The sequence below is a fragment of the Rhizobium sp. NLR22b genome, from assembly GCF_019685295.1.
Lineage (GTDB): Bacteria > Pseudomonadota > Alphaproteobacteria > Rhizobiales > Rhizobiaceae > Rhizobium.
In genome coordinates this window covers 33,368-56,176 of sequence record NZ_JABDWM010000004.1, presented here as the reverse complement: position 1 = coordinate 56,176, position 22,809 = coordinate 33,368, and the positions used below count along the sequence as shown (strand labels likewise).

Here is a 22,809-nt window from a genome sequence, read left to right as displayed (position 1 = left end):
GGCAGGAAAGATCACCGGGAAACTAGCGCTTGTGGGTGATTCGCGTCAATCGTTAACAAACGGTTAATTTTCAACTGTGAAATCTTGCCCACCGGCTGACGTGCGTCAGATCGCCGAATGAGACAAAAGCCCATCGCGACGACATACCAATTCCGTGACGGCTCTCCTATATTGACCATCCCGCATACCAAAAGGAATTCTCCGATGGCTTCTCCCCACGATTTCAATCCGGCGCTCATCAACTGGGACGCTCTCCACGGCCTGCCACGGTTCGATGCCATCGATGACGGCGATTTTTCCGCCGCTTTCGACGCCGCACTCGCCGCGCACGAGCAGGAGATCGACGAGATTGCCGGAAACAGTGATGCGCCGACATTCGACAATACGGTGGTGGCGCTGGAGATTGCCGGCGATGCGCTCTCGCGCGTCTCGGCGTTGTTCTGGAACAAGGCCGGCGCCCATACCAACGATGTAATCCAGGCGCTGGAGCGGGAGATCTCGCCGAAGCTGTCGCGCCACTATTCGAAGATCGGCATGAATGCCCCGCTTTTTGCCCGCATCGACACGCTCTGGGAGAAGCGCGAAAGCCTCGGCCTGACGCTCGAACAGACACGCGTGCTCGAACGCCATTGGAAGGGCTTCGTCAAGTCGGGCGCCAAGCTCGAAAAGGCCGAGCAGGAGAAACTTGCCGCGATCAACGAAAGGCTTGCCGGCCTCGGCACCCGATTCGGCCAGAACGTGCTGGCCGACGAAAAGGCCTGGGCGCTCATGCTTTCCGACGGCGCCGAGCTTGCCGGGCTGCCGGAATTCCTGCGCGACGCGATGGCGGCGGCGGCGCGCGAACGCGGCGAGGAGGGCAAATATGCTGTGACGCTGTCGCGCTCGATCATCGAGCCGTTCCTGACCTTTTCGGAGCGCCGAGATCTGCGCGAACAGGCTTTTAATGCGTGGGTGGCGCGCGGCGCAAACGGCGGGGAAACCGACAACCGCGCCGTCATCAAGGAAACGCTGGCGCTGCGCCATCAGGTGGCGAAGCTGCTCGGCTACGGCAATTTCGCCGAGCTGAAACTCGACAACACGATGGCGAAGACGGCAGATGCGGTGAACGGCCTTTTGAAAGCCGTCTGGGCGCGGGCGGTCAAACGCGCCGGCGAGGAAGAGATCGACATCGCGGCGCTGATCGCCGAGAAGGGCCGGAACCACGAGGTGATGCCCTGGGACTGGCGCCACTACGCCGAAAAGATCCGAGCCCGGAAGTTCGATTTTTCCGAGGCCGAGCTCAAGCCCTATCTGCAGCTCGAAAAGATCATCGACGCCTGCTTCGATGTGGCCGGCCGGCTGTTCGGCATTCGCGCGGTCGAGAAGAAGGGTGTCGCGGCCTATCACCCCGACGTCAGGGTGTTCGAAATCAGGGATCGGGACGACAGGCTGGTCGCCCTCTTCCTCGGCGACTATTTCGCTCGTAGTTCGAAACGCTCAGGCGCCTGGATGAGCTCACTGCAATCGCAGCACAAGCTGCAACTGAAGAACGGCCGCCGCGGCGAGTTGCCGATCATCTACAATGTCTGCAATTTCGCCAAACCCGCCGAGGGCAAGCCGGCGCTGCTGTCGCTCGACGACGCCCGCACGCTGTTTCATGAATTCGGCCATGCGCTGCACGGCATGCTTTCAAACGTCACCTATCCCTCGGTTTCCGGCACCGGCGTCTCGCGGGATTTCGTGGAGTTGCCCTCGCAGCTCTACGAGCATTGGCTGACGGTTCCCGCCATCCTCAAGGAATATGCCGTGCATTTCGAGACAGGCGAGCCGATGCCGCAGGCGCTCCTCGACAAGGTGCTGGCGGCCCGCACCTTCAATGCCGGTTTCAACACCGTCGAATTCACCTCGTCGGCGCTCGTCGATATGGCGTTTCACACGCGACAGGCCGTCGACGATCCGATGGCGGTGCAGGCGGAGGTGCTGGCCGAGATCGGCATGCCGAAGTCGATCGTCATGCGCCATGCCACACCGCACTTTCAGCACATCTTCTCCGGCGGTTATTCGGCCGGCTATTATTCCTACATGTGGTCGGAAGTTCTCGACGCCGATGCCTTCGCCGCCTTCGAGGAGACGGGCGACGCTTTCAACGGCGAGATGGCGCGCAAGCTCAAGGAAAATATCTATTCCACCGGCGGTTCGGTTGATCCCGAGGATGCCTATAAGGGCTTCCGCGGCAAGCTGCCGAGGCCGGATGCTATGCTGGTCAAAAAGGGACTCGCCACCTTCGAGGAATTGACAGGCAGCGACGCTTAAGACAGTTTGATGACAGAGAAGCGAGCGGCATGGCGGCAGCCATGCCGCAGCTTTCGCGCGCGACCCCCTTTCGCAATCGCGAAAAAACCGGTAAGAGCGCGCCAAACGTAAATGGCGCGTCCACTTGGCGTAGCGCCCCAGCCTCAGAGATTATGACATATGGCACTTCGCAACATCGCGATCATCGCGCACGTTGACCATGGCAAGACCACTCTCGTTGACGAGCTTCTGAAACAGTCCGGCTCCTTCCGCGAGAACCAGCGCGTCATGGAACGCGTGATGGATTCCAACGACATCGAAAAAGAGCGCGGCATCACCATTCTCGCCAAGGCGACCTCCATCGAATGGAAGGACACGCGCATCAACATCGTCGACACGCCCGGCCACGCCGACTTCGGTGGTGAAGTCGAGCGCATTCTCTCGATGGTGGACGGCGCGATCGTTCTCGTGGACGCTGCCGAGGGCCCGATGCCGCAGACCAAGTTCGTTGTCGGCAAGGCCCTGAAGGTCGGCCTGCGTCCGATCGTTGCCATCAACAAGATCGACCGTCCCGACGCCCGCGCCGACGAAGTCGTCAACGAAGTCTTCGACCTTTTCGCCGCCCTCGATGCGACCGACGAGCAGCTCGACTTCCCGATCCTTTACGGTTCCGGCCGCGCCGGCTGGATGAACTACGATCCGGCAGGCCCGAGCGACGAAGGCCTCGCACCGCTGCTCGACCTCGTCGTCAAGCACGTGCCCGAGCCGAAGGTTGAGGAAGGTCCGTTCCGGATGATCGGCACGATCCTCGAAGCCAACAACTTCCTCGGCCGCATCATCACCGGCCGCATCGCGTCCGGTTCGATCAAGCCGAACCAGGCCGTCAAGGTTCTCGGCCAGGACGGCAAGCTGATCGAACAGGGCCGTATTTCCAAGATCCTCGCCTTCCGCGGCATCGAGCGCCAGCCGATCGAGGAAGCGCATGCGGGCGACATCGTCGCCATTGCCGGCCTTTCCAAGGGTACGGTCGCCGACACCTTCTGCGATCCGTCGGTGACGGAAGCCCTGAAGGCGCAGCCGATCGACCCGCCGACCGTCACCATGTCCTTCATCGTCAATGACTCGCCGCTTGCCGGCACCGAAGGCGACAAGGTGACGAGCCGTGTCATCCGCGACCGCCTGTTCAAGGAAGCCGAAGGCAACGTCGCCCTCAAGATCGAGGAAAGCGCCGATAAAGATTCGTTCTTCGTCTCCGGCCGTGGCGAACTCCAGCTCGCCGTTCTGATCGAAAACATGCGCCGCGAAGGCTTCGAGCTTGCCGTTTCGCGTCCGCGCGTCGTCATGCACAAGGACGAGAGCGGCCAGCTCCTGGAGCCGATCGAGGAAGTTCTGATCGACGTCGATGAAGAACATTCCGGCGTCGTCGTGCAGAAGATGTCCGAGCGCAAGGCAGAGATGGTCGAGCTTCGCCCGTCGGGCGGCAACCGCGTCCGTCTGGTGTTTTACGCGCCGACCCGCGGCCTGATCGGCTATCAGTCGGAACTGCTGACGGATACGCGTGGTACGGCGATCATGAACCGCCTGTTCCACAGCTACCAGCCCTACAAGGGTGAGATCGGCGGCCGCGTCAACGGCGTGCTGCTCGCCAACGAAGCCGGTGAAGCCGTTGCTTACGCCCTGTTCAACCTGGAAGACCGCGGCCCGATGATCATCGACGCCGGCGAAAAGGTCTATATGGGCATGATCATCGGCATTCACACGCGTGACAACGACCTCGAAGTCAACGTGCTGAAGGGCAAGAAGCTGACCAACATCCGCGCCGCCGGCAAGGACGAAGCCGTCAAGCTGACCCCGCCGATCCGCATGACGCTGGAGCGCGCGCTCTCATGGATCCAGGAAGACGAACTCGTCGAGGTCACGCCGAAGTCCATTCGCCTGCGGAAGATGTATCTCGACGCCAACGACCGCAAACGGTTCGAAAAGACCAAGGCGGCTCTCTAAGAGCCCAGTCGTTCCCCCTTTCAAACCCCGGCCTTCGAGCCGGGGTTTTTTATTGTGCGCTGCGCTGATTCCGACTTGTGACAATCGTTAAAAAAGCGTTAAATTTTATCCGTCGTCCACATATCAAGTCTGTGGGCAAACGATCACGATGCGCTCGCCGCATATGGTTAATTGCCTGCGGCAGGACCAGAGTAAACGTTATGAAGACGTTGTCGATCGATGTCCGGCGGGCCGAACCGCACGATGCCCGAGCCATTTCGGAAACGCACAGGCTCGCCTGGCAACACACCTATGCGGGCATCATTCCGCATCGCGCGCTGACGCAGATGATCGAGCGACGCGGCGAAAATTGGTGGCGCAAGGCAACACGCGGACCCGCGACGTTGCTGGTTCTCGATGTGGCAGGGACAGTCGCCGGTTATGCGACGCTCGGTCTCAACCGTGCCCGCGCCCTGCCGCAGGAAGGTGAAATCTACGAGCTTTATCTTCGCCCCGAATATCAGGGAATCGGTCTCGGCCACATGCTGTTCGGCGAGGCGCGCCGGCTGTTGAAGTCGCTCGGCTGCAACGGGCTGGTCGTCTGGTGCCTTGAAGAAAACGAGGCCGCCAGCCGCTTCTACCGCCATCATGGCGGGACCGATTTCTGCGAAGGCATGGAAAATTTCGATCACAAGCAGTTGAAGAAGATCGGTTTCATCTGGAACTGATCGGCCTGCTCGAGCGTCGCACACCTCTCCTCTAAAGTTTTTGCGGCATCACGCCTGTGTCATCACGCATCGGTGATCTGCCGTGTTGCGTTGCGAGATGAAACTGATTATCTGGCTTCGAGCAATTCAACCCCGCGGGAGTATCCTATGCGCATCGACGCCATTTCAATCGGTAATAATCCACCTGAAGACGTCAACGTTATCGTCGAGGTTCCTGTTGGCGGTCATCCGATCAAGTATGAAATGGACAAGGATGCCGGCACGCTGGTCGTTGATCGTTTCCTCTACACGCCGATGACCTATCCGGGCAATTACGGTTTCGTACCACACACGCTGTCTGAAGATGGCGACCCGATCGACGTGCTGATCGCCAGCACCCGACCGCTGGTTCCGGGCTGCGTCATCAACGTGCGTCCGATCGGCGTCCTGAAGATGGAAGACAATTCCGGCAAGGACGAGAAGATCATTGCCGTGCCGTCGCCGAAGCTGACGCTGCGCTACGAGAAGGTGAAGGACTTTACCGATCTTCCGGAGATCACGCTGAAGCAGATCGAGCATTTCTTCGAGCACTACAAGGACCTGGAGCCCGGCAAGTGGGTGAAGATCTTCGGCTGGGGCGATTCCAAGGAAGCCGGCCAGCTCATCATCGAGGCCGTCGAGCGGGCCAAGAAGGCGAAGGGCTGAACCCTCAGCCCAATAACGCTTCGAGCTTTTTTACCAAATCCTCCGGGTCGCCCTCAATCCGGAGGATTTTTTTACGCGCCGTCTCGCCGGAGACGAGGCTGATGCTGGATTTCGGAATGCGCAGCGACCGGGCGATCAGAAGGATCAGCGCCTTGTTGGCCTTGCCCTTCTCGGGCACTGATGTGACGCGCGCCTTCAACAGGGTCTCGCCGTCGCCATCCGCTTCGACGCCATCGATCGCGTCACGCCCGCCATTCGGCGTCAACCGAACGGCCAGGCGCAGCTGATCGCCGGAAAATCTCCAGGGAGGGCTCAAGCGACCAGCGGGTATAGCGTAGTCCAAAGGAAGGTACGCAGGAAGAAGATGATCACCAGCAGGATGATCGGAGAAATATCGATGCCGCCGAGATTCGGAAGCAGACGGCGGATCGGCTTCAGCGCGGGTTCGGTGACATTGTAGAGGAACATGCCGACCGAATTGACGAACTGGTTGCTGGAATTGATGACGTTAAACGCATAGAGCCAGGAGAAAACGGCACTGGCAATCAGGATCCAGGTGTAAATATTCAAAACCAAATCAATGGTTTGAAACAAGGCAAACATCGTCGTCTCCAATTGGTTGTTGACAGACATGTAGACATTGGCGACTAAACGGGCAAGTGCCGTGTCGAAACGCATGGCAGATCATGTTTAACGGGCGGCCTCGCAGCCATTCCGGCGCGCCCGCTTCCTCGGACAGGGCCCCATGTCGTTTTCGCCTACCGGAGACCGTTTCGCCGCGTTTCGGCATTCGTCCTACACGCGTTTCTTCTTCGCGCGCTTTCTGCTTTCCTTCTCGCAACAGATCGTCAGCGTTGCCGTCGGCTGGCAGATGTACGACCAGACCGGCAAGGCGATCTATCTCGGCCTGATCGGGCTCGTACAGTTCCTGCCGTCGCTGCTGCTCATTCTCGTGACCGGTTCGATCGCCGATCGGCACAATCGCCGGGCCATCGCCGCTCTTTGCTCTCTGGTGAGCGCGCTCTGCACGCTGGCGCTGCTCGTCATGACGGCGACGGGAACCTTCGCGCCCTGGCCGGTCTTTGCGGTGCTTCTGATTTTCGGGATCGAGCGCGCCTTCATGTCGCCGGCGGTGCAGTCTCTCGCACCCAACCTCGTGCCCGAGCGCGCCCTTTCCAATGCGATCGCCTGGAATTCATCGTCCTGGCAGCTTGCGGCGATCACCGGGCCTGTAATCGGCGGCCTGCTCTATGGGGTCAGTGCGACGACCGCCTATACGGTGGCGGTCATCTTTTCCGTCCTCGGGGCGGCTCTCCTCTTCATGATCCCGAAGCCGGAACAGAAGACGACGGGTGAGGCGAAGAGCTGGGCGATGATCCTCGGCGGCTTCAGTTTCATCCGCGCCGAAAAAGTCGTGCTCGGCGCGATCTCGCTCGATCTCTTCGCCGTTCTGCTCGGCGGCGCCACGGCGCTGATGCCGATTTTCGCCCGCGATATTCTGACGCTTGGCCCTTGGGGCCTTGGACTGCTACGGGCAGCACCGGGGCTCGGCGCCATCGTCATGGCGATCTTCCTCGCCGCCTATCCGCTGAAACACCGCGCCGGCCTCTATATGTTCATCGGCGTCGCTCTGTTCGGTGTCGGCACCATCATCTTCGGCGCCTCGTCCAATACAGAAATTTCGATCGCAGCGCTGGCGCTGATGGGCGCGGCCGACATGGTGTCGGTCTATGTGCGCGAGAGCTTGATCGCGCTCTGGACGCCGGATCAGCTGCGCGGGCGGGTCAATGCGGTCAACATGGTCTTCGTCGGCGCTTCCAACGAACTTGGAGAGTTCAGGGCGGGCACGATGGCATCGGTCTTCGGCGCGGTGCCGGCAGTCGTCATCGGCGGGCTCGGAACACTGGCGGTCGCGGCGATCTGGGCTTCAAGTTTCCCGAAGCTGCGCAGGATCGACACGCTCGACGCGCCCGCCTGACCACTAAACGGGATTATGCTCGCAGAGCGATAGACGGTGTCGCCTTCGCCGACTTTCCCTCGAAGACGAGATCGAGGAATTCTGTCAGCCAGGCTCTCAGCGGCGCGTCGAACAGCATGCGGCCTTCGAGGTGTTCGCGGCCCTGCTGGGCGTTCGGCAGAATGAAGCGATGCGCGCCGTGCACGACCCAGCGATGCATCATCACTCGGGTGAGTTCGGCATGGAACTGCAGGCCCCAGGCGTTGCCGTCGTAATGGAAGGCCTGGTTCGGGTAGGCATCGCCTTCGGCGAGCAGATCGGCGCCGTGTGGCAGCTCGAAACCTTCGCGGTGAAAATGATAGACCATCTTCGGCCAGTGCATCAGCAGGCGGCCTTTCTCGGTCGGGTGCAGCGGGTACCAGCCGATCTCCGTCGAGCCGTCGGCATTCGGCTGTACCTTGCCGCCGAGATGACGCACCAGCATCTGGGCCCCGAGGCAGATACCGAGAAAAGGGCGTTTTTCCCGTAGCGGAACCTCGATCCAGTCGATCTCCTTCTTGACGAAGTCATCCGGATCGTTTGCGCTCATCGGTCCGCCGAAGACGACGGCGCCGGCATGGTCTGCGAGCGTCGTCGGAAGCGGATCACCGAGGACCGGGCGACGGACATCGAGGCAGTAGCCTTTTTCGACCAGCAATTGCCCGACACGGCCGGCACTAGACCGCTCCTGATGCAGGACGATAAGGATCGGGCGCCGGTCGCGGCCCGGATTTTGCTCAGTCGGCATCATCTTGCGCAACCTGGATATCCGTGACCCTGGCGGCCGCCTCCTGCCGCTTCTGAATGCGTTCGCGTGAGGAGACGCCGAGCAGATCGGCGATACGCCAGATGACATGGTCTTCCATCTCGCTGCGCTCGCCATCGGCGTAAACGATGTCCCAGAGAATGCCGATCAGCTCCAGCCGTTGCTCGGTATCGAGATGGCGTTTCAGGTCGGCGGTGAAGCGATAATAGTCGACGGCGGAGCTTTCGGCTTCGAGGCCGGCGGCCATCAAAGCATCGAGCTGCTTGCTGTCGAGCGAATACTGCTCCTTCAAGAGCTTGCGCAGCCGCTTCTTTTCACTAGCCTTGATCTGACCGTCGGCTTCCATCACCTGCATGCAGAGTGCTGCCACTGCGATGCGCGGGTCATCGGGGGCAAAACCTTTCTTTGGACGATCGGCGGTGAGCTTCTGGAAGAATGCCTGAAAGCGTTCGAACATGCGGGTTTCGTTCCGTGTCAGAAAAGGCGAAGCCGTGTCTTGGGTTCCGGTTCCGTCCTGGGATCGCGAACGCCGGGATCATCCGGCAATCCGCCGAAAAAGGGCTTTGCTTCGTTCGGTGCTGGCGCTTTGTCGCTGGCGGTGGATTCGGCCGGTTTCGGCTTTGCCGGTGCCGGTGACTGTGCCGGCGCCGGGCGCACGGCCTCGGCGATCGTCGCGGCGCGTTCCAGTTCGATGATGCGATGATCGTTGACCGGGCTCTCTGGCCTGACGTCACGCAGCGGCGGCAGGGTCTTCAGAGCCGTTTCGATCGAGGCGGGCGCCGACCCTTCTTCGAGCGGCCCCTCGATCTGACCGAAGGGCGCCTTCCATTCGAAGGCGTCGAGACGACCCGTGACCGGCGACACCGGCAGCCATTTGTCGGAGACGAAACCATCCGCCACCCAGGCGGGATCGCGCGGGGCTTTCAGTGCCTGGGCCAGCCAGTGGCGCACGCGGCCCTGGTCGCCGGTCTCGGCTTCCTCTATGTCGGCGAGCAGCAGAAAGGCGGCTTCTCGCGGTTCAATACGCGCCGCCGCTTCCGCCTTGGCGCGCGCCTTGGCGAATTCCTGCGCGTCGAGCGCCGCCTGGGCGACGACGAGAAGAGATTCGACATTGTTCGGGCGCATCGCTTCCAGGCGTTCGGCGCGCTTCAGCCGGTCGAGCGTGGAATCGCCGCTGCGGGCTCTGACATAGGTCTGGCCGATCTCGGGATGAGGCGCCGATTTCCACACCTGTTCGAGGATCGAAGCGGCCTTGCGCAGACCGCCTTCGCGGAACAGTGCCTTTGCGGCAATGAGAGCGGCCGGAACGAAATCGGCGGCGAACTTCAGCGCCTGCAGGGCGTCGTCGCGGGCGCCGGCCGGGTTGCCTTCCAGCTTCTCGGCGGCGCGTGCCGTCAGGAGCACGGCGTGCAGGCGGTTGGCCTCGGGTTTTTCGACGACGCGGGCGGCCTTCTGCTGTTCGAGCAGTCGGATCGCATCGTCCCAGCGGCCAGCCTGGCTGCGATATTCGAGGGTCGCCTGGGCGGCCCAAGGCAGATAAGGTGCATTGTCGGCGGCCTTTTCGGCGTATTGGCGGGCGGCCTCGTTGGCTCCGAGGCGGCGGGCTTCGAGATAGAGGCCGCGCAGGCCAAGCTCCCGCGTTTCCGGGTCGTTGGCCATGGCTTCGAACTTGGCGCGCGCCTCATCATGGCGGCCTTCGATCAGTGCGGCCTGGGCCTCGAGCAGATTGATCAGCGGCTCCTGATCGGCGCGGATGAGGCCACGCGAACGAGCCGCCATCTTGCGGGCGAGCAATGCATTGCCGGCGCCGGCAGCGATTAGGCCGGTCGACAGCGCCTGATAGCCGCGGTCGCGCTTGCGGGCGCGGAAATAGCGGGTCACCGAATGCGGCGAAGTCCAAATCAACCGGACGAACCACCACGCGATCATCACGGCGGCGATGAGGGCGATGATCGCGCTGACGGCGACGATCAGTTTCGTCTGGTAGATCTGGCCTTCCCAGATCAGCGAGATGTCGCCGGGACGATCGGCGAACCAGGAAAAGCCATAGGCGAGAAGCAGGACGAGCAGGGCGAAGATGACAAGCCTGGTCATGGTCTCACCCTTCCTTGCCGGCGCCGGCGACCGCCTTCGACAGCGCCCCGCCAACCAGCTCCTCGACACGGATGCGCGCCTCCAGAGACTGCTTGAAGGCAGCGGAGGCCTGCTTGCCGGCAGCCGGCAGATTGTTCCATTCGGCGGAAGCGCCGGGCAGATCGCCGTTCTTCACCTTGTCCTCCAGGCGGGCGGCGATCGCCTCAACGCTTTCGCCTTCGATATTGCCGACGGGTCGGACCGTCACCAGTGATTTTGCGCTCGCCATCAGCCGATCCGACCAGCTCTGGTTTGGATCCGGCTGATTGATCGATTCGATGATGGCGTTGGCAACGTCGGGAACCTGACGCATCAGCTCGGCGCGTGAGGGAACGCCGGTCTCGGCAAAAGCGCGCAGATCCGTAACGGCAGGATCGTCGGGTGCGACGCCAGCGAAGGTATCCAGCTCGGCCAGGAACGGCCCGCCGCGATCGATCGCTGCCTTCAGGGCGGCTGCCGCGATCGCCCGCGCGACGGCAACATCCTCGCGCGGCTCGTTGAGCTTCTTTTCGGCCTCGGCCAGGCGCTTGGCGATATCGGCATCGCTGCTCGTCTGCTGGTCGGAGGACTGGGCAAGCATCGAGCGCAGCTGATCGACCTGACTGCTGAGCTCCGCAACCTTCTGGTTGAGAGCCTCGACATTTGCCGGATCCGCCGATGGCCCCGCCGCGGAGTTCTTCGCAGCCGTTTCCAGCGCGGCGATCCGCGTCTCAAGCGCGCCGTCGCCCGTGTTTGCGGGATTGGCGGCAAGGTTGGCGACGGTCTGTTTCAAGCCGTCGATCTCGCCGGAGAGATCGGCCACCTCGGGCGAGGTGGTCTCAGGCGCGGAGGAACCCGGGAGGTAACCGGCATATTGAATGACGCCTGCGCCAAGCAGCGCCACGAGGCCGCCGAAAATGCCGGCGGCGATAAGACCGGAGGTGCCGGCGCCCCGCGGCGCGGGCTGTTCGGCAGGGGGCGTGAAGGAAGGTTCGGCGACTGCCGGCGTCTCCTCCTCCGGCTCCGATTCGGGCTTGCTTTCAGGTTGAGGCTGCGACGCCGCTTCGGTTTCCGGCGCCGGGCCAAGATCCGCAGGGGGGCTGTCGGCGTCGCCGGCATCGTTGTTCACCGGCTTTGTGGTATCGGCTTCGGAGGCGAAGTCCTGTGCATCGAGGTCGATCGTGACCGGCTCATCGGCGCTCTTCGAATGGCGTGGCGGGTTTCCCGATACCATGAGGTCCTCTTTATCCTGCATTGCAACGAAACTAGACAGTGATGCCAATTAAGGGAAGAGGTTAGATCAAATTTGGGCGGTTTGGGCCTTTCCTGGTCAGATTGAAGCATTCTGTTGGCTCAAACGGAGTCGGAGGGTCGACCGGCCGGCGCGCGTCGTAGCCAAGCTCCACGGCCAAGCCGGCCGGTCGATCAGCCGGCCCGTTTCAGCCAACCCTCCCGCAGATTTGCGTGGCAAATCTGCAAGACTTTGGAATCGCCGGACGCACTTGTCGCTTCGCCACGGCGAAGCGGTGCGGCCGGTGGGCCGGGCATGTTTCCGCCAGGATCAGAGGCGATCGGCTCGGACGTACCTTGGGGTATGCCCGTCGCCAATCGCCTCTGCCCTGACGAAAACCTGCTCCGGCAGAATGCTTCAATCTGACCAGGAAAGGCTCAAAAGCCTTCAAAGCAGCGACAAAAGACTTTGCTCATCCGGCATGGATGAAATCGCCACAGTTTTTTTCAGGGACATCGGAATGGCCTGCGCCACCGTTTCGCTCAGGCAGAGAAGGCGGATTTCGCGGTGTCCCGACAGGGCTGATCGCAGCTCCGCCAGGCGAAAAAAATCTTCCACCGTCTGCCGGGAATAGAAGAGAACGGCGTTAGGGCGGCCGCCGGAAAAGACAGCTTCGATCTCGGCCGGGCTCGGAGCAACCGGCGTCATGCGATAGCATTCGGCGACCGAAAAGCGGATGCCGAGTTGGCGCAATCTTGTTTCGAAGGTTTCGGCGCGCGGCAGTCCGGCGAGGTAGAGCAACTCCTCCGCTCCCTGCGTGGCGATGAGATCGGCGAGATCGCGGCCGTTGCCTGCGGACGCGGCGACCGAACGGAAGCCGAGTCCGCGCGCCTCTTGCGCCGTCATCTCGCCGACCGCAAAAAGCGGGCGGACAAGATGCGGACGAAGTTTCTCGCCGAGCGCGGATGCGACCCTGACGGCTTCGGCGCTGGTCACCGCGATCGCGCCGCTGGTGGCTTCGAGCGCGGCCGCGGCTGCGGCACTGTCGTGCTGTGGCCGGCGCAGCGGCAGCAGCAGAGGCTCGTGGCCCATATCGCGCAGACGTTGTGCTGTTCTTGTCGCTGAATGCGCGGGGCGGGTGACAAGCACACGCATGGCTGCTTCAGTGCCAGTCGTCGAAGAAGGTGCTGCCGGCTCTTGCGCGCACATCCTGGCCGGCGCGGGTGCCGAGTGCGGCCGCATCGCGGCGGTGGCCGTCCGTCGTCACCGCATGCTGGCTGCGGCCGTCTGGCGTGAGGATCAGGCCGGAGAAGCGGATCAGGTCGCCCTCGCAGACGGCATAGCCGGCGATCGGCGTGCGGCAGGAGCCGTCGAGAGCAGCGAGGAAGGCGCGCTCGCAGGAGACGGTGTCGAAGGTCGCGGCATCGTTGACCGATGCCAGCAGCTCGTCGATCCTCGTATCGCCGATCCGGCTCTCGATGCAGATTGCCCCTTGGGCGGGCGCCGGCGGGAAGGCGTCGGAGTCGAGGATATCGGTCAGCGCTTCGACCTTGCCGAGGCGCTTGAGGCCGGCAAGCGCCAGCAGCGTCGCGTCCACCTGACCTTCTTCGAGCTTGCGCAGCCGGGTTTCGACCGAACCGCGGAAGACTATGACGTTGATGTCGGGTCGCATGCGGCGGATCAGCGCCTGGCGGCGCAGTGACGAGGAGCCGACGGTGGCGCCATGCGGCAGGTCGATCAGTTTGGGTGCGGTGCGGCCGATGACGGCGTCGCGGATATCCTCGCGCGGCAGAAAGGCGGACAGATGCAGGCCGTCCGGCAGGTGCGTCGGCATGTCCTTGGCGGAGTGCACGGCGAAATCCAGCTCGCCTGAGACGAGCTTCTGTTCGAGCTCCTCGGTGAAGAGGCCTTTGCCGCCGATTTCAGCCAGCGACCGGTCGGTGATGCGATCGCCCTTGGTCGACAGCACGACGATCTCGAACATCTCTTCAGGCAGGTGATGCGCCGCCATCAGCCTGTCGCGGGCCTCATGCGCCTGGGCAAGCGCCAGCGGGCTGCCCCGCGTGCCGATCCGGAAAGGTTTTGTTTGCATCCGCTCTGTTCCGTTGTTACCGGAGTTCTCGTAAACGGGTTTCGGCCCCATCGCAATGAACGAACAGGCCTTATGGTTCCCTTTCTGCGCATCCTTGGCATCGAGACGAGCTGCGACGAGACCGCCGCGGCGATCGTCGAGCGCGATGCGGAGGGCCATTCCAGGATACTCTCCGACGTCGTGCTTTCCCAGCTCGACGAGCACAGCGCCTATGGCGGCGTCGTGCCGGAGATCGCCGCGCGCGCCCATGTCGAGGCGCTGGACGAGTTGATCGAGGAGGCGCTGAAGCGCGCCAATGTGTCGCTGGCTGATGTCGACGCCATCGCCGCCACGTCAGGCCCGGGGCTGATCGGCGGGCTGCTTGTGGGATTGATGACCGGCAAGGCGATTGCAAGGGCGGCCGGCAAGCCGCTCTATGCGGTCAACCATCTCGAAGGCCATGCGCTGACGGCGCGGCTGACCGACGGGCTTTCCTTTCCCTATCTGATGCTGCTCGTCTCCGGCGGCCATACCCAGCTCATCCTGGTGCGCGGCGTCGGAGATTATGAGCGCTGGGGCACGACGATCGACGACGCGCTCGGCGAAGCCTTCGACAAGACGGCAAAACTGCTCGGCCTGCCCTATCCCGGCGGCCCGGCAGTGGAACGCATGGCGCGGGACGGCAACGCCGATCGCTTCGATTTTCCGCGGCCACTGGTCGGCGACGCGCGGCTGGATTTCTCCTTCTCCGGTCTGAAGACGGCGGTGCGGCAGGCGGCGCAGGAGATCGCGCCGCTCAGCGATCAGGACGTGGCGGATATCTGCGCTTCGTTCCAGCGGGCGATTTCACGCACGCTGAAGGACCGCATCGGCCGCGGCCTGCAGCGTTTCAAGGCCGAGTTTCCGGTCAACCAGGAAAAACCGGCGCTCGTCGTTGCCGGCGGTGTCGCCGCCAATCTCGAACTGCGGGCGACGCTGCAGGGTCTTTGCGACAAGAACGGCTTCCGCTTCATCGCGCCGCCGCTGAGCCTCTGCACCGACAATGCCGTGATGATTGCCTGGGCAGGGCTGGAGCGGATGGCGACGGGTGCGGTCCCGGATGCACTCGACGTCCAGCCGCGCTCGCGCTGGCCGCTCGATGCCAATGCGGAAAGGCTGATCGGCTTTGGAAAGAGAGGAGCCAAGGCATGAGCGAAAGGATCGCCGTCGTCGGATCGGGCGCTTTCGGCACGGCGCTTGCAGCCGTCATCGCCCTTGCCGGTCGCAGCACAGTGACGCTCGTCGGGCGCAATCCACCGCTGATGGCCGATCTGAAGAGCGAACGTCTGCATGATGCCGTGCTGCCCGGCATTGTTCTGCCGGAATCGCTCGAATTTGCCGCCGAGGCGGAGGCGATCGCCGGCGCCTCCATCGTGCTTTTTGCGATGCCCTCGCAGGCGCAGGCGGATGCGGCGCGGCATTATGGCCCATATCTGTCGAAAGACGCCATTGTCGTCACCTGTGCCAAGGGCATCGAGCGGGCGACCGGCAAGCTGTTGACCGACATGCTGGAGCGGGAACTGCCGGACCATCCGATCGCGGTGCTCTCGGGTCCGGGCTTTGCTGCCGATATCGCCAAGGGCCTGCCGACGGCGATGGCAATCGCGGCGGCGGATATGGAGACTGCCGAGCGGCTCGCCCAGGCGATATCAGGTCGGACCTTCCGGCTCTATGCCTCCAGCGACCGCATCGGCGTGCAGCTCGGCGGTGCGCTCAAGAATGTGCTGGCGATCGCCTGCGGCATCGTCGAAGGCCGCGGCATCGGCGAATCCGCCCGTGCGGCGCTGATTGCCCGCGGGCTCGCGGAAATGTCACGCTTCGTCGTCGCCAAAGGCGGGAAGGCGGATACGGTGCGCGGGCTATCCGGTCTCGGCGATCTGGTGCTGACGGGAACGAGCCATCAATCGCGCAACCTGCGCTTCGGCATTGCGCTCGGGCGCGGGGAAAAGGCCGATCCGCTGCAGGGCGCGCTGGTGGAAGGCGCGCTTGCCGCCTCGGTCGCCTCGCGACTTGCCGCGGAGCTTTCGATCAGCATGCCGATCACCGACGCCGTTTCCGCCATCATCGACGGCAGGCTCGATATATCGGACGCCATCGAGCAGTTGATGACGCGTCCAATCACCACCGAATAGGAGAATAGACATGCTTTTCGCCCTGCTCTGCAAGGACAAGCCGGGACATCTGAACGTTCGTTTGGAGACGCGGCCGACGCATCTTGCCTATCTCGACAAGCTCAATGCCGAAGGCAAGCTTTCCATGGCCGGGCCTTTCCTTGACGACGAGGGCAAAGCCTGCGGCAGCCTGGTGCTTGTCAAGGCGGAGACGGCGCAAGAGGCAAAGGCGCTGGCCGACGCCGACCCTTACGCCATGGCCGGTTTGTTCGAAAGCGTCGATATCAAGCCCTTCAACTGGGTCTTCAACAAGCCGGAGGCGTGAGCATGGCGCATTGGCTTTATAAATCCGAACCTGCCTCCTGGTCCTGGGAGCAGCAAAAGGCCGCCGGCGAAAAGGGCACGGAATGGACCGGCGTGCGCAACTATCTGGCGCGCAACAACATGCGGGCGATGCAGATCGGCGACAAAGGGTTCTTCTACCATTCCAATGACGGGCTGGAGATCGTCGGCATCGTCGAAGTCGCAGCGCTGTCGCATCCCGACCCCACCGCAAAAGGCGATCCGAAGTGGGATTGCGTCGATATCCGCGCCGTCATGGACATGCCGAAGCCGGTGACGTTGAAGGATATCAAGGCGAACGAGAAGCTCACCAAGATGTCGCTCGTCACCTCCATGCGCCTTTCCGTGCAGCCGGTCACCGACGATGAGTGGGCCGAAGTCTGCCGCATGGGCGGGCTCGACAATCCCCCGCGTTGAAAACCGATCCGGAAGCCTTCATCCGCGCCAATACCAGTCTGATGGCGCCGCCGCATGTGCCGGAAATTTCGCTCCATCTGGCCAGCGAGGCGCATGAGCTCTGGCTGAAGACGGAGGAAGAGCTGGAAGCGATCGGTCTGCCGCCGCCTTTCTGGGCTTTCGCCTGGGCGGGCGGGCAGGGACTGGCGCGCTACATTCTCGATTATCCGGAAATGGTGCGCGGCAAGCGCGTGCTGGATTTTGCCAGCGGCTCCGGCCTCGTCGGGATTGCGGCGATGATGGCCGGTGCGCGTGAGGTGACGGCCGCCGATATCGATCCCTGGGCGGAGACGGCGATCCGGCTGAACGCCAGGGCCAACGGCGTTTTTCTCGGATTTACCGGCGCCGATCTGATCGGACAGGATATCGCCGGCGATGTCGTGCTTGCCGGCGACGTCTTCTACGACCGTGTCTTCGCCGATGCGCTCGTTCCCTGGCTGACGAGGCTGACGGGGGAAGGCATATTGGTTCTGGTCGGCGATCCCGGGAGAAGCTATCTGCCACGGGAACAGCTGGAATTCTGTGCGGCCTATCAGGTGCCGGTGACGCGGGCGCTGGAGGACAGCGAAATCAAGAAGACGACGGTCTGGCGCTTCGGCTCAAGATCTTAAGGCCGGATCACGCAGACATTGGCCTCGTAGCTGCAGGGATCGTCCTGGACGCCGACGTCGATGACCTTCGCATTCGGCGCCTGGGGCGCGAGCCGTGCGCCCGGATAATACCCATAGCCATAGCCATTGCCGCCGACATAAGTCCCGCCATCGATCTGATAGGCATAGGAGCCGGCATAGGTGTCGCCGCTGCCGCCACCCGGCGGCTGGGGCGCGAAGATAACCAGGCTGCTGCGGGCAACGCGATTTGTCGCCGGGGACGAAAACTGCTTCAGGAACGGCATACGCTCCCTGCCGGGTCGGCGAATATAGGCGCTGTCGAAACGGATGCCGCGATCGCGCCAGCCGAGGCGTTGGCCGAGAAGCAAGCCATTGTGCAAGACGTGGCGGTGGCCAAGGAAGCGATGATCGGCAAAGCGATGATCGAAACGGCGCTCGCCGGCGGCGGCAGGCAAGGCGACAAGCGCGGAGAGCCCAAGCAGGGCGACTGCAGACAGACTGCGAAACATGGATGTCGGCCTCCGGAATTCCCGATCGTTAACAAATCGTTAATGCCAGATTGCGCCAAAAGCCGCTGCTTGTCCATGCGCCTGGAAGGAACGGCATAAATATTAAGCCGAGTTTCGTTGGGGCGGTTCAGCCTCTTCGCCGAGGCGCAGAACCGCCCTTAACCTTTTGTTCTTACGGAATTCCGGGTGGAAGGCCGCTTCGCACCTTTCTGGAGCTTCTCCCGCCCGCAAACTTCGCGGCAACCCGAATCGATTAAATTAATAGCGCACAGCGATTGTGCTTGTCGTCGGGCTTTCCGGTGAGTAAACGTCGCAATTGATGCAACGCACACAGAGAATTTTGTCATTCGTGTGGTTGACTGAGCATGCTCCGAAATCCGGGAGCGCAGAGAAGCCGCCGCGAGGTTCTGATGGCGAACGTGACAAATAACCGGCCCCTGTCGCCGCATTTGCAAGTCTACAAACTTATTCCCACCATGGTCATGTCCATCGTCCACCGCATCACGGGCGGTGCGCTCTATGTCGGCACGCTGCTGGTCGCCTGGTGGCTGATCGCGGCGGCAAGCGGCCAAGCGTCGTATGACTGGGCCAATTGGGTGCTCGGAAGCCTTCTCGGCAAGCTGGTGCTGCTCGGTTATACCTGGGCGCTGCTGCACCACATGCTCGGCGGTTTGCGCCATCTCATGTGGGATCTCGGCTACGGCTTCGAGAAGGAAGTCTCCACCAAACTCGCCATCGCCAACATCATCGGGTCGCTCTGTCTGACCGTGCTGGTCTGGGTGATCGGCTTCCTCATTCGCTTCTGAAGGTCCTCTCATGGATATGCGCACCCCCCTCGGCAAGGTTCGCGGGCTCGGCTCCGCCAAGGAAGGCACGAGCCATTTCTGGCGTCAGCGGCTGACCGCGGTCTCCAATATTCCGTTGATCCTCTTCTTCGTAATCTTCATGATCACCTATGCCGGCGCGCCCTATGCGGACGTGGTTCGCGCCCTGTCGAACCCCTTTGTCGCCGTTGTCATGGGATTGATGGTGATATCGGGCGTCATCCATATGAAGCTCGGCATGCAGGTCATCATCGAAGACTACGTGCATGGCGAATTCGGCAAGATCGCTCTGCTGATGCTGAACACCTTCTTTGCGATCGTGATCGCCAGCCTCTGTCTCTTCGCCATTCTGAAAATCGCATTCGTAGGATAAGCTCGATATGGCACCGACCTCACCCGCCCAGAATGGCAAAGCCTACAAATATGTCGACCACTCCTATGACGTGATCGTCGTCGGCGCCGGCGGCGCGGGTCTGCGCGCCACCCTCGGCATGGCCGAGCAGGGTTTCCGCACCGCCTGCATCACCAAGGTGTTCCCGACCCGCTCGCACACGGTTGCGGCCCAGGGCGGCATCGCCGCCTCGCTGCGCAACATGACACCGGATAGCTGGCAGTGGCATCTCTATGATACGGTCAAGGGTTCCGACTGGCTCGGCGACGTCGACGCCATGCAGTATCTCACCATGGAAGCGCCGAAGGCGGTCTATGAGCTCGAGCATTACGGCGTGCCGTTCTCGCGCAACGAGGAAGGCAAGATCTACCAGCGCCCCTTCGGCGGCCACATGCAGAATTACGGCGAAGGCCCGCCAGTCCAGCGCACCTGCGCCGTTGCCGACCGCACCGGCCACGCCATCCTGCATACGCTCTACGGTCAGTCGCTGCGCAACAATGCCGAATTCTTTATCGAATATTTCGCGCTCGACCTGATCATGTCTGAGGACGGCAGCCGCTGCACCGGTGTCGTCGCCTGGTGCCTCGATGACGGTACGATCCATCGCTTCGCCGCCAAGATGGTGGTGCTGGCGACCGGCGGCTACGGCCGCGCCTATTTCTCGGCAACCTCGGCCCACACCTGCACCGGCGACGGCGGCGGCATGGTGGCACGCGCCGGCCTGCCGCTGCAGGACATGGAATTCGTGCAGTTCCACCCGACCGGAATCTACGGTTCGGGCTGTCTGATCACGGAAGGCGCGCGCGGCGAAGGTGGTTACCTCGTCAACTCCGAGGGTGAACGCTTCATGGAGCGTTATGCGCCTTCGGCCAAGGATCTTGCCTCGCGCGATGTCGTTTCGCGCTGCATGACGCTGGAGATCCGCGAAGGCCGCGGCGTCGGCAAGAACAAGGATCACATCTTCCTGCATCTCGACCACCTCGATCCGGCCGTTCTGCATGAGCGCCTGCCGGGGATTTCCGAGAGCGCCAAGATCTTCGCCGGCGTCGACGTCACGCGCGAGCCCATCCCGGTTCTGCCGACCGTTCACTACAATATGGGCGGCATTCCCACCAATTACTGGGGCGAAGTGCTGAACGCCGATGGCGCCAATCCGGAGCGGATCATTCCCGGCCTGATGGCGGTCGGTGAAGCCGGCTGCGCCTCGGTGCACGGCGCCAACCGCCTCGGCTCCAACTCGCTGATCGACCTCGTGGTCTTCGGCCGCGCCGCCGCGATCCGCGCCGGCGAAGTCATCGACCGCGCGGCGCCCATCCCGCATCTCAACGTCGCGGCCTGCGACAAGATCATGGACCGCTTCGACGGCCTGCGTCACGCCAGCGGCGGCACGCCGACGGCTGTGCTGCGCGAGAAGATGCAGCGCGCCATGCAGGAAGATGCGGCCGTGTTCCGCACGCAGGAATCGCTGGAATCCGGTTGCCGGCGCATTTCGGCGATCTGGGGCGAGATGCAGGACATCAAGGTCACCGACCGTTCGATGGTCTGGAACTCCGACCTGGTGGAAACGCTCGAACTGCAGAACCTGATGGCCAACGCCATCACGACGATCTACGGCGCCGAGGCCCGCAAGGAGAGCCGCGGTTCGCACGCTCGCGAGGATTATACCGAGGGTGCATTCGCCGGCCGCGACGACGTCAACTGGCGTAAGCATACGCTTGCCTGGGTGAACGAGGCAGGCGACGTCAAGCTCGACTATCGCCCTGTTCACACCGAGCTCATCGCCGAAGGCATCGATCCGCATAAGATCGAGCCAAAAGCTCGCGTGTACTGATTTCAAGAGGAACCGGATATGGTTGAACTCGCTCTCCCCAAGAATTCTCAGATGCGCGAAGGCAAGGTCTGGCCGAAGCCGGCGGGTGCGACCAACACCCGCGAGTTCCGCGTCTACCGCTGGAGCCCGGACGATGGCCAGAACCCGTCGATCGACACCTTCTACATCGATGTCGACGATTGCGGCCCGATGGTGCTCGACGGTCTGCTCTACATCAAGAACAAGATCGACCCGACGCTGACCTTGCGCCGCTCCTGTCGCGAGGGCATCTGCGGTTCCTGCGCGATGAACATCGACGGCACCAACACGCTTGCCTGCACCAAGGGCCTCGACGATATTACCGGCGCGGTGAAGATCTATCCGCTACCGCATCTGCCCGTCGTCAAGGATCTGGTGCCCGATCTCAGCAACTTCTACGCCCAGCATCGCTCAATCGAGCCCTGGCTGAAGACGGTGTCGCCGTCTCCGGCCAAGGAATGGAAGCAGAGCCATGAGGACCGGCAGAAGCTTGACGGCCTTTATGAATGCATCCTCTGCGCCTGTTGCTCGACCTCCTGTCCGAGCTATTGGTGGAACGGCGACCGTTATCTCGGTCCGGCCGTTCTGCTGCAGGCCTATCGCTGGCTGATCGACTCCAGAGACGAGGCGACCGGCGAACGTCTCGACAATCTCGAGGACCCGTTCCGCCTCTACCGCTGCCATACGATCATGAACTGCGCGCAGACCTGCCCGAAGGGCCTAAACCCCGCCAAGGCGATCGCCGAAATCAAGAAGATGATGGTCGAGCGCCGGGTCTGATCGGCATGCATGCCACCGGCGGATTGGACGGCTTCGATCCCGCAGCCGTCGCGGAGATCAGGTCGCGGCTCGCCTCGGTTCGCGAGCAGGGCATCCGCATCGGTCTGGCGATCGAAAGCGGCAGCCGCGCCTGGGGCTTTCCGTCTCCCGACAGCGATTATGATTGCCGCTTTATCTATATTTCGGGCGGCGATTCTCGATCTCGTGCATGTTAAGAAGCGGACCCGTGAGATGGGTGAAGGTCTGCCGCCGGAGCCGGTGCGGTTATTCGTGCGCAGCTCGTTCGAGCACTATTCCGAGACATTGCGGGAGTTTGGCAGAAATCCTGACAGAGATGAGCGTGCGCAACACCTTGCTGACAAATTCTATGTGCAGGAAGTTTTGCAGCAGGGCAGTTGAACTGTATCGTTTTTCGGTTAGGTGTTGTCACGGGCAATTTCTGCAACCCGACTTGATTAACCAAAGCGAATTACGATAATCGAACTTGTCTCACGCCCGTTCTTTGCGGCGATAGCCGAATTCAGGAGTATGATGATGCAGTTGCGATATGCGATGACAGGTCTGGTGGTGGCTCTCGCGCTAGCCGGTTGTCAGCGTACGGCATATGATTACAGCTCCAACTCGAACGCCGGACCGGCGCCGTTGACGGCACAGCCTGTCCCGTCCGTCCAGGGCGGTCAGCTTCCGCCGCCGACCGGCAGCTCGCAGTTCCCGGCCGCGCCGACGGCGACGGCACCGATGCCTGGGGCACAGTCCGGCGCCATGGCTGCGAATGCGCTCGACGTCACCAAGGAATCAATGGTCGGAAGCTGGCGCGTCAATGGCAGCTGCGATATGTTCCTGACGCTCACCAATCTCGGCAGCGGGTCGCGTGGCGGCACGCGCGGTTGCGTCGGCGAGCTGACGGCGATGGGCTCCTGGGAGGTCGCGGGCAAGCAGGTGCTGCTCAAGGATCGTTCGGGCAACCAGATCGGCAGCGTCTACAAGACAGCCGACAATCGCTTCCAGGGCCAGACAAATACCGGTCAGCAGATCAGCCTCAGCCGGTAAACCAACCG

25 protein-coding genes and 1 pseudogene are annotated in these 22,809 nt (G+C 62.5%); 17 read left to right on the top strand and 9 right to left on the bottom strand.

Annotated features, from left to right (window positions below; genetic code table 11):
- Nucleotides 1-204: 204 nt before the first annotated feature.
- The 4 genes from HJC00_RS08315 (at nucleotide 205) to ppa (ending at nucleotide 5,663) form a co-directional block, all read left to right on the top strand.
- The gene (locus HJC00_RS08315) at nucleotides 205-2,292 is read left to right on the top strand and encodes a M3 family metallopeptidase (protein ID WP_221163844.1); all 2,088 of its coding nucleotides are present in this window, start codon (nucleotides 205-207) and stop codon (nucleotides 2,290-2,292) included.
- A gap of 159 nt (nucleotides 2,293-2,451) precedes the next feature.
- The gene (gene typA, locus HJC00_RS08310) at nucleotides 2,452-4,272 is read left to right on the top strand and encodes a translational GTPase TypA (protein WP_085779724.1); all 1,821 of its coding nucleotides are present in this window, start codon (nucleotides 2,452-2,454) and stop codon (nucleotides 4,270-4,272) included.
- 200 nt (nucleotides 4,273-4,472) lie between these two features.
- Complete coding sequence (locus tag HJC00_RS08305; RefSeq protein ID WP_011427107.1) at nucleotides 4,473-4,979, top strand: GNAT family N-acetyltransferase; 507 nt, start codon at nucleotides 4,473-4,475, stop codon at nucleotides 4,977-4,979.
- 147 nt (nucleotides 4,980-5,126) lie between these two features.
- A complete protein-coding gene (gene ppa / locus HJC00_RS08300) occupies nucleotides 5,127-5,663 on the top strand; it encodes an inorganic diphosphatase (protein ID WP_210632974.1) in 537 nt (178 codons plus the stop codon).
- Nucleotides 5,664-5,667: 4 nt separating this feature from the next.
- Here the strand turns inward: ppa and HJC00_RS08295 are convergent, their stop codons facing one another.
- Nucleotides 5,668-5,979, bottom strand: a complete 312-nt coding sequence (locus HJC00_RS08295; RefSeq protein WP_210632973.1) for a DUF167 domain-containing protein — start codon at nucleotides 5,977-5,979, stop codon at nucleotides 5,668-5,670.
- Nucleotides 5,976-6,266 (bottom strand): YggT family protein, encoded by a 291-nt coding sequence (locus tag HJC00_RS08290; protein WP_011427104.1) that lies wholly within the window; start codon nucleotides 6,264-6,266, stop codon nucleotides 5,976-5,978. The genes HJC00_RS08295 and HJC00_RS08290 overlap by 4 nt, the downstream gene beginning before the upstream one ends.
- A gap of 142 nt (nucleotides 6,267-6,408) precedes the next feature.
- Between HJC00_RS08290 and HJC00_RS08285 the strand changes: the two genes are divergently transcribed.
- The gene (locus HJC00_RS08285; protein WP_210632972.1) at nucleotides 6,409-7,641 is read left to right on the top strand and encodes an MFS transporter; all 1,233 of its coding nucleotides are present in this window, start codon (nucleotides 6,409-6,411) and stop codon (nucleotides 7,639-7,641) included.
- A 13-nt stretch (nucleotides 7,642-7,654) separates the two neighbouring features.
- On the opposite strand, the gene HJC00_RS08280 is transcribed toward HJC00_RS08285, so the two are convergent.
- From HJC00_RS08280 to hemC, 6 genes are all read right to left on the bottom strand, one after another.
- The gene (locus HJC00_RS08280) at nucleotides 7,655-8,407 is read right to left on the bottom strand and encodes a glutamine amidotransferase (RefSeq protein ID WP_210633045.1); all 753 of its coding nucleotides are present in this window, start codon (nucleotides 8,405-8,407) and stop codon (nucleotides 7,655-7,657) included.
- Nucleotides 8,397-8,882: a TerB family tellurite resistance protein gene (locus tag HJC00_RS08275; RefSeq protein WP_085860640.1), complete on the bottom strand. Its 486-nt coding sequence runs from the start codon at nucleotides 8,880-8,882 to the stop codon at nucleotides 8,397-8,399. Before HJC00_RS08275 ends, HJC00_RS08280 begins: the two co-directional genes overlap by 11 nt.
- Before the next feature lie 17 nt (nucleotides 8,883-8,899).
- Complete coding sequence (locus HJC00_RS08270) at nucleotides 8,900-10,519, bottom strand: heme biosynthesis protein HemY (RefSeq protein ID WP_221122934.1); 1,620 nt, start codon at nucleotides 10,517-10,519, stop codon at nucleotides 8,900-8,902.
- A 4-nt stretch (nucleotides 10,520-10,523) separates the two neighbouring features.
- Nucleotides 10,524-11,792, bottom strand: a complete 1,269-nt coding sequence (locus HJC00_RS08265) for a COG4223 family protein (protein WP_210632970.1) — start codon at nucleotides 11,790-11,792, stop codon at nucleotides 10,524-10,526.
- Between the two features lie 423 nt (nucleotides 11,793-12,215).
- Complete coding sequence (locus HJC00_RS08260) at nucleotides 12,216-12,923, bottom strand: uroporphyrinogen-III synthase (RefSeq protein WP_210632969.1); 708 nt, start codon at nucleotides 12,921-12,923, stop codon at nucleotides 12,216-12,218.
- Between the two features lie 7 nt (nucleotides 12,924-12,930).
- Complete coding sequence (hemC, locus tag HJC00_RS08255) at nucleotides 12,931-13,860, bottom strand: hydroxymethylbilane synthase (RefSeq protein WP_221163843.1); 930 nt, start codon at nucleotides 13,858-13,860, stop codon at nucleotides 12,931-12,933.
- 72 nt (nucleotides 13,861-13,932) lie between these two features.
- Between hemC and tsaD the strand changes: the two genes are divergently transcribed.
- From tsaD to HJC00_RS08230, 5 genes are read left to right on the top strand one after another with little or no spacing between them, the layout of a single operon-like run.
- Nucleotides 13,933-15,030: a tRNA (adenosine(37)-N6)-threonylcarbamoyltransferase complex transferase subunit TsaD gene (gene tsaD / locus HJC00_RS08250; protein WP_210632967.1), complete on the top strand. Its 1,098-nt coding sequence runs from the start codon at nucleotides 13,933-13,935 to the stop codon at nucleotides 15,028-15,030.
- Nucleotides 15,027-16,010: an NAD(P)H-dependent glycerol-3-phosphate dehydrogenase gene (locus tag HJC00_RS08245; protein WP_221146076.1), complete on the top strand. Its 984-nt coding sequence runs from the start codon at nucleotides 15,027-15,029 to the stop codon at nucleotides 16,008-16,010. Before tsaD ends, HJC00_RS08245 begins: the two co-directional genes overlap by 4 nt.
- A gap of 10 nt (nucleotides 16,011-16,020) precedes the next feature.
- A complete protein-coding gene (locus HJC00_RS08240; protein ID WP_210632965.1) occupies nucleotides 16,021-16,314 on the top strand; it encodes a YciI-like protein in 294 nt (97 codons plus the stop codon).
- 2 nt (nucleotides 16,315-16,316) lie between these two features.
- The gene (locus HJC00_RS08235; protein WP_210632964.1) at nucleotides 16,317-16,748 is read left to right on the top strand and encodes an EVE domain-containing protein; all 432 of its coding nucleotides are present in this window, start codon (nucleotides 16,317-16,319) and stop codon (nucleotides 16,746-16,748) included.
- On the top strand, nucleotides 16,745-17,398 hold the full coding sequence (locus HJC00_RS08230; RefSeq protein ID WP_221163842.1) for a methyltransferase: 654 nt from the start codon (nucleotides 16,745-16,747) through the stop codon (nucleotides 17,396-17,398). The genes HJC00_RS08235 and HJC00_RS08230 overlap by 4 nt, the downstream gene beginning before the upstream one ends.
- Here the strand turns inward: HJC00_RS08230 and HJC00_RS08225 are convergent.
- On the bottom strand, nucleotides 17,395-17,907 hold the full coding sequence (locus tag HJC00_RS08225; RefSeq protein ID WP_210632962.1) for a hypothetical protein: 513 nt from the start codon (nucleotides 17,905-17,907) through the stop codon (nucleotides 17,395-17,397). The genes HJC00_RS08230 and HJC00_RS08225 overlap by 4 nt on opposite strands.
- 410 nt (nucleotides 17,908-18,317) lie before the next feature.
- Between HJC00_RS08225 and sdhC the strand changes: the two genes are divergently transcribed.
- The 7 genes and pseudogenes from sdhC (at nucleotide 18,318) to HJC00_RS08195 (ending at nucleotide 22,801) form a co-directional block, all read left to right on the top strand.
- The gene (sdhC, locus tag HJC00_RS08220) at nucleotides 18,318-18,713 is read left to right on the top strand and encodes a succinate dehydrogenase, cytochrome b556 subunit (protein WP_168296584.1); all 396 of its coding nucleotides are present in this window, start codon (nucleotides 18,318-18,320) and stop codon (nucleotides 18,711-18,713) included.
- Nucleotides 18,714-18,723: 10 nt separating this feature from the next.
- The gene (sdhD, locus tag HJC00_RS08215; RefSeq protein ID WP_221102543.1) at nucleotides 18,724-19,104 is read left to right on the top strand and encodes a succinate dehydrogenase, hydrophobic membrane anchor protein; all 381 of its coding nucleotides are present in this window, start codon (nucleotides 18,724-18,726) and stop codon (nucleotides 19,102-19,104) included.
- Between the two features lie 7 nt (nucleotides 19,105-19,111).
- A complete protein-coding gene (gene sdhA, locus HJC00_RS08210; RefSeq protein ID WP_210632960.1) occupies nucleotides 19,112-20,953 on the top strand; it encodes a succinate dehydrogenase flavoprotein subunit in 1,842 nt (613 codons plus the stop codon).
- Nucleotides 20,954-20,971: 18 nt separating this feature from the next.
- Nucleotides 20,972-21,751 (top strand): succinate dehydrogenase iron-sulfur subunit, encoded by a 780-nt coding sequence (locus tag HJC00_RS08205; RefSeq protein ID WP_210632959.1) that lies wholly within the window; start codon nucleotides 20,972-20,974, stop codon nucleotides 21,749-21,751.
- Nucleotides 21,752-21,756: 5 nt separating this feature from the next.
- Nucleotides 21,757-21,933: pseudogene (locus HJC00_RS32385) on the top strand (DNA polymerase beta superfamily protein); the annotation flags it as partial.
- A 49-nt stretch (nucleotides 21,934-21,982) separates the two neighbouring features.
- Nucleotides 21,983-22,150, top strand: a complete 168-nt coding sequence (locus tag HJC00_RS32380; RefSeq protein ID WP_259668845.1) for a hypothetical protein — start codon at nucleotides 21,983-21,985, stop codon at nucleotides 22,148-22,150.
- A gap of 135 nt (nucleotides 22,151-22,285) precedes the next feature.
- Nucleotides 22,286-22,801, top strand: a complete 516-nt coding sequence (locus HJC00_RS08195) for a protease inhibitor Inh/omp19 family protein (protein ID WP_088391343.1) — start codon at nucleotides 22,286-22,288, stop codon at nucleotides 22,799-22,801.
- The last annotated feature ends 8 nt before the right edge of the window (nucleotides 22,802-22,809 follow it).

Excerpts from the sequence above, each read along its gene's own strand:
- HJC00_RS08225 (WP_210632962.1), bottom strand. The coding sequence starts at position 17,907 with ATGTTTCGCAGTCTGTCTGCAGTCGCCCTGCTTGGGCTCTCCGCGCTT.
- HJC00_RS08240 (WP_210632965.1), top strand. The coding sequence starts at position 16,021 with ATGCTTTTCGCCCTGCTCTGCAAGGACAAGCCGGGACATCTGAACGTT.
- HJC00_RS08315 (WP_221163844.1), top strand. The coding sequence starts at position 205 with ATGGCTTCTCCCCACGATTTCAATCCGGCGCTCATCAACTGGGACGCT.
- HJC00_RS08280 (WP_210633045.1), bottom strand. The coding sequence starts at position 8,407 with ATGCCGACTGAGCAAAATCCGGGCCGCGACCGGCGCCCGATCCTTATC.
- HJC00_RS08270 (WP_221122934.1), bottom strand. The coding sequence starts at position 10,519 with ATGACCAGGCTTGTCATCTTCGCCCTGCTCGTCCTGCTTCTCGCCTAT.
- sdhA (WP_210632960.1), top strand. The coding sequence starts at position 19,112 with ATGGCACCGACCTCACCCGCCCAGAATGGCAAAGCCTACAAATATGTC.
- ppa (WP_210632974.1), top strand. The coding sequence starts at position 5,127 with ATGCGCATCGACGCCATTTCAATCGGTAATAATCCACCTGAAGACGTC.
- HJC00_RS08245 (WP_221146076.1), top strand. The coding sequence starts at position 15,027 with ATGAGCGAAAGGATCGCCGTCGTCGGATCGGGCGCTTTCGGCACGGCG.
- sdhC (WP_168296584.1), top strand. The coding sequence starts at position 18,318 with ATGGCGAACGTGACAAATAACCGGCCCCTGTCGCCGCATTTGCAAGTC.
- HJC00_RS08265 (WP_210632970.1), bottom strand. The coding sequence starts at position 11,792 with ATGCAGGATAAAGAGGACCTCATGGTATCGGGAAACCCGCCACGCCAT.
- HJC00_RS08285 (WP_210632972.1), top strand. The coding sequence starts at position 6,409 with ATGTCGTTTTCGCCTACCGGAGACCGTTTCGCCGCGTTTCGGCATTCG.
- hemC (WP_221163843.1), bottom strand. The coding sequence starts at position 13,860 with ATGCAAACAAAACCTTTCCGGATCGGCACGCGGGGCAGCCCGCTGGCG.
- sdhD (WP_221102543.1), top strand. The coding sequence starts at position 18,724 with ATGGATATGCGCACCCCCCTCGGCAAGGTTCGCGGGCTCGGCTCCGCC.
- HJC00_RS08260 (WP_210632969.1), bottom strand. The coding sequence starts at position 12,923 with ATGCGTGTGCTTGTCACCCGCCCCGCGCATTCAGCGACAAGAACAGCA.
- HJC00_RS08235 (WP_210632964.1), top strand. The coding sequence starts at position 16,317 with ATGGCGCATTGGCTTTATAAATCCGAACCTGCCTCCTGGTCCTGGGAG.
- HJC00_RS08275 (WP_085860640.1), bottom strand. The coding sequence starts at position 8,882 with ATGTTCGAACGCTTTCAGGCATTCTTCCAGAAGCTCACCGCCGATCGT.
- tsaD (WP_210632967.1), top strand. The coding sequence starts at position 13,933 with ATGGTTCCCTTTCTGCGCATCCTTGGCATCGAGACGAGCTGCGACGAG.
- HJC00_RS32380 (WP_259668845.1), top strand. The coding sequence starts at position 21,983 with ATGGGTGAAGGTCTGCCGCCGGAGCCGGTGCGGTTATTCGTGCGCAGC.
- HJC00_RS08290 (WP_011427104.1), bottom strand. The coding sequence starts at position 6,266 with ATGTTTGCCTTGTTTCAAACCATTGATTTGGTTTTGAATATTTACACC.
- HJC00_RS08205 (WP_210632959.1), top strand. The coding sequence starts at position 20,972 with ATGGTTGAACTCGCTCTCCCCAAGAATTCTCAGATGCGCGAAGGCAAG.
- typA (WP_085779724.1), top strand. The coding sequence starts at position 2,452 with ATGGCACTTCGCAACATCGCGATCATCGCGCACGTTGACCATGGCAAG.
- HJC00_RS08305 (WP_011427107.1), top strand. The coding sequence starts at position 4,473 with ATGAAGACGTTGTCGATCGATGTCCGGCGGGCCGAACCGCACGATGCC.
- HJC00_RS08195 (WP_088391343.1), top strand. The coding sequence starts at position 22,286 with ATGCAGTTGCGATATGCGATGACAGGTCTGGTGGTGGCTCTCGCGCTA.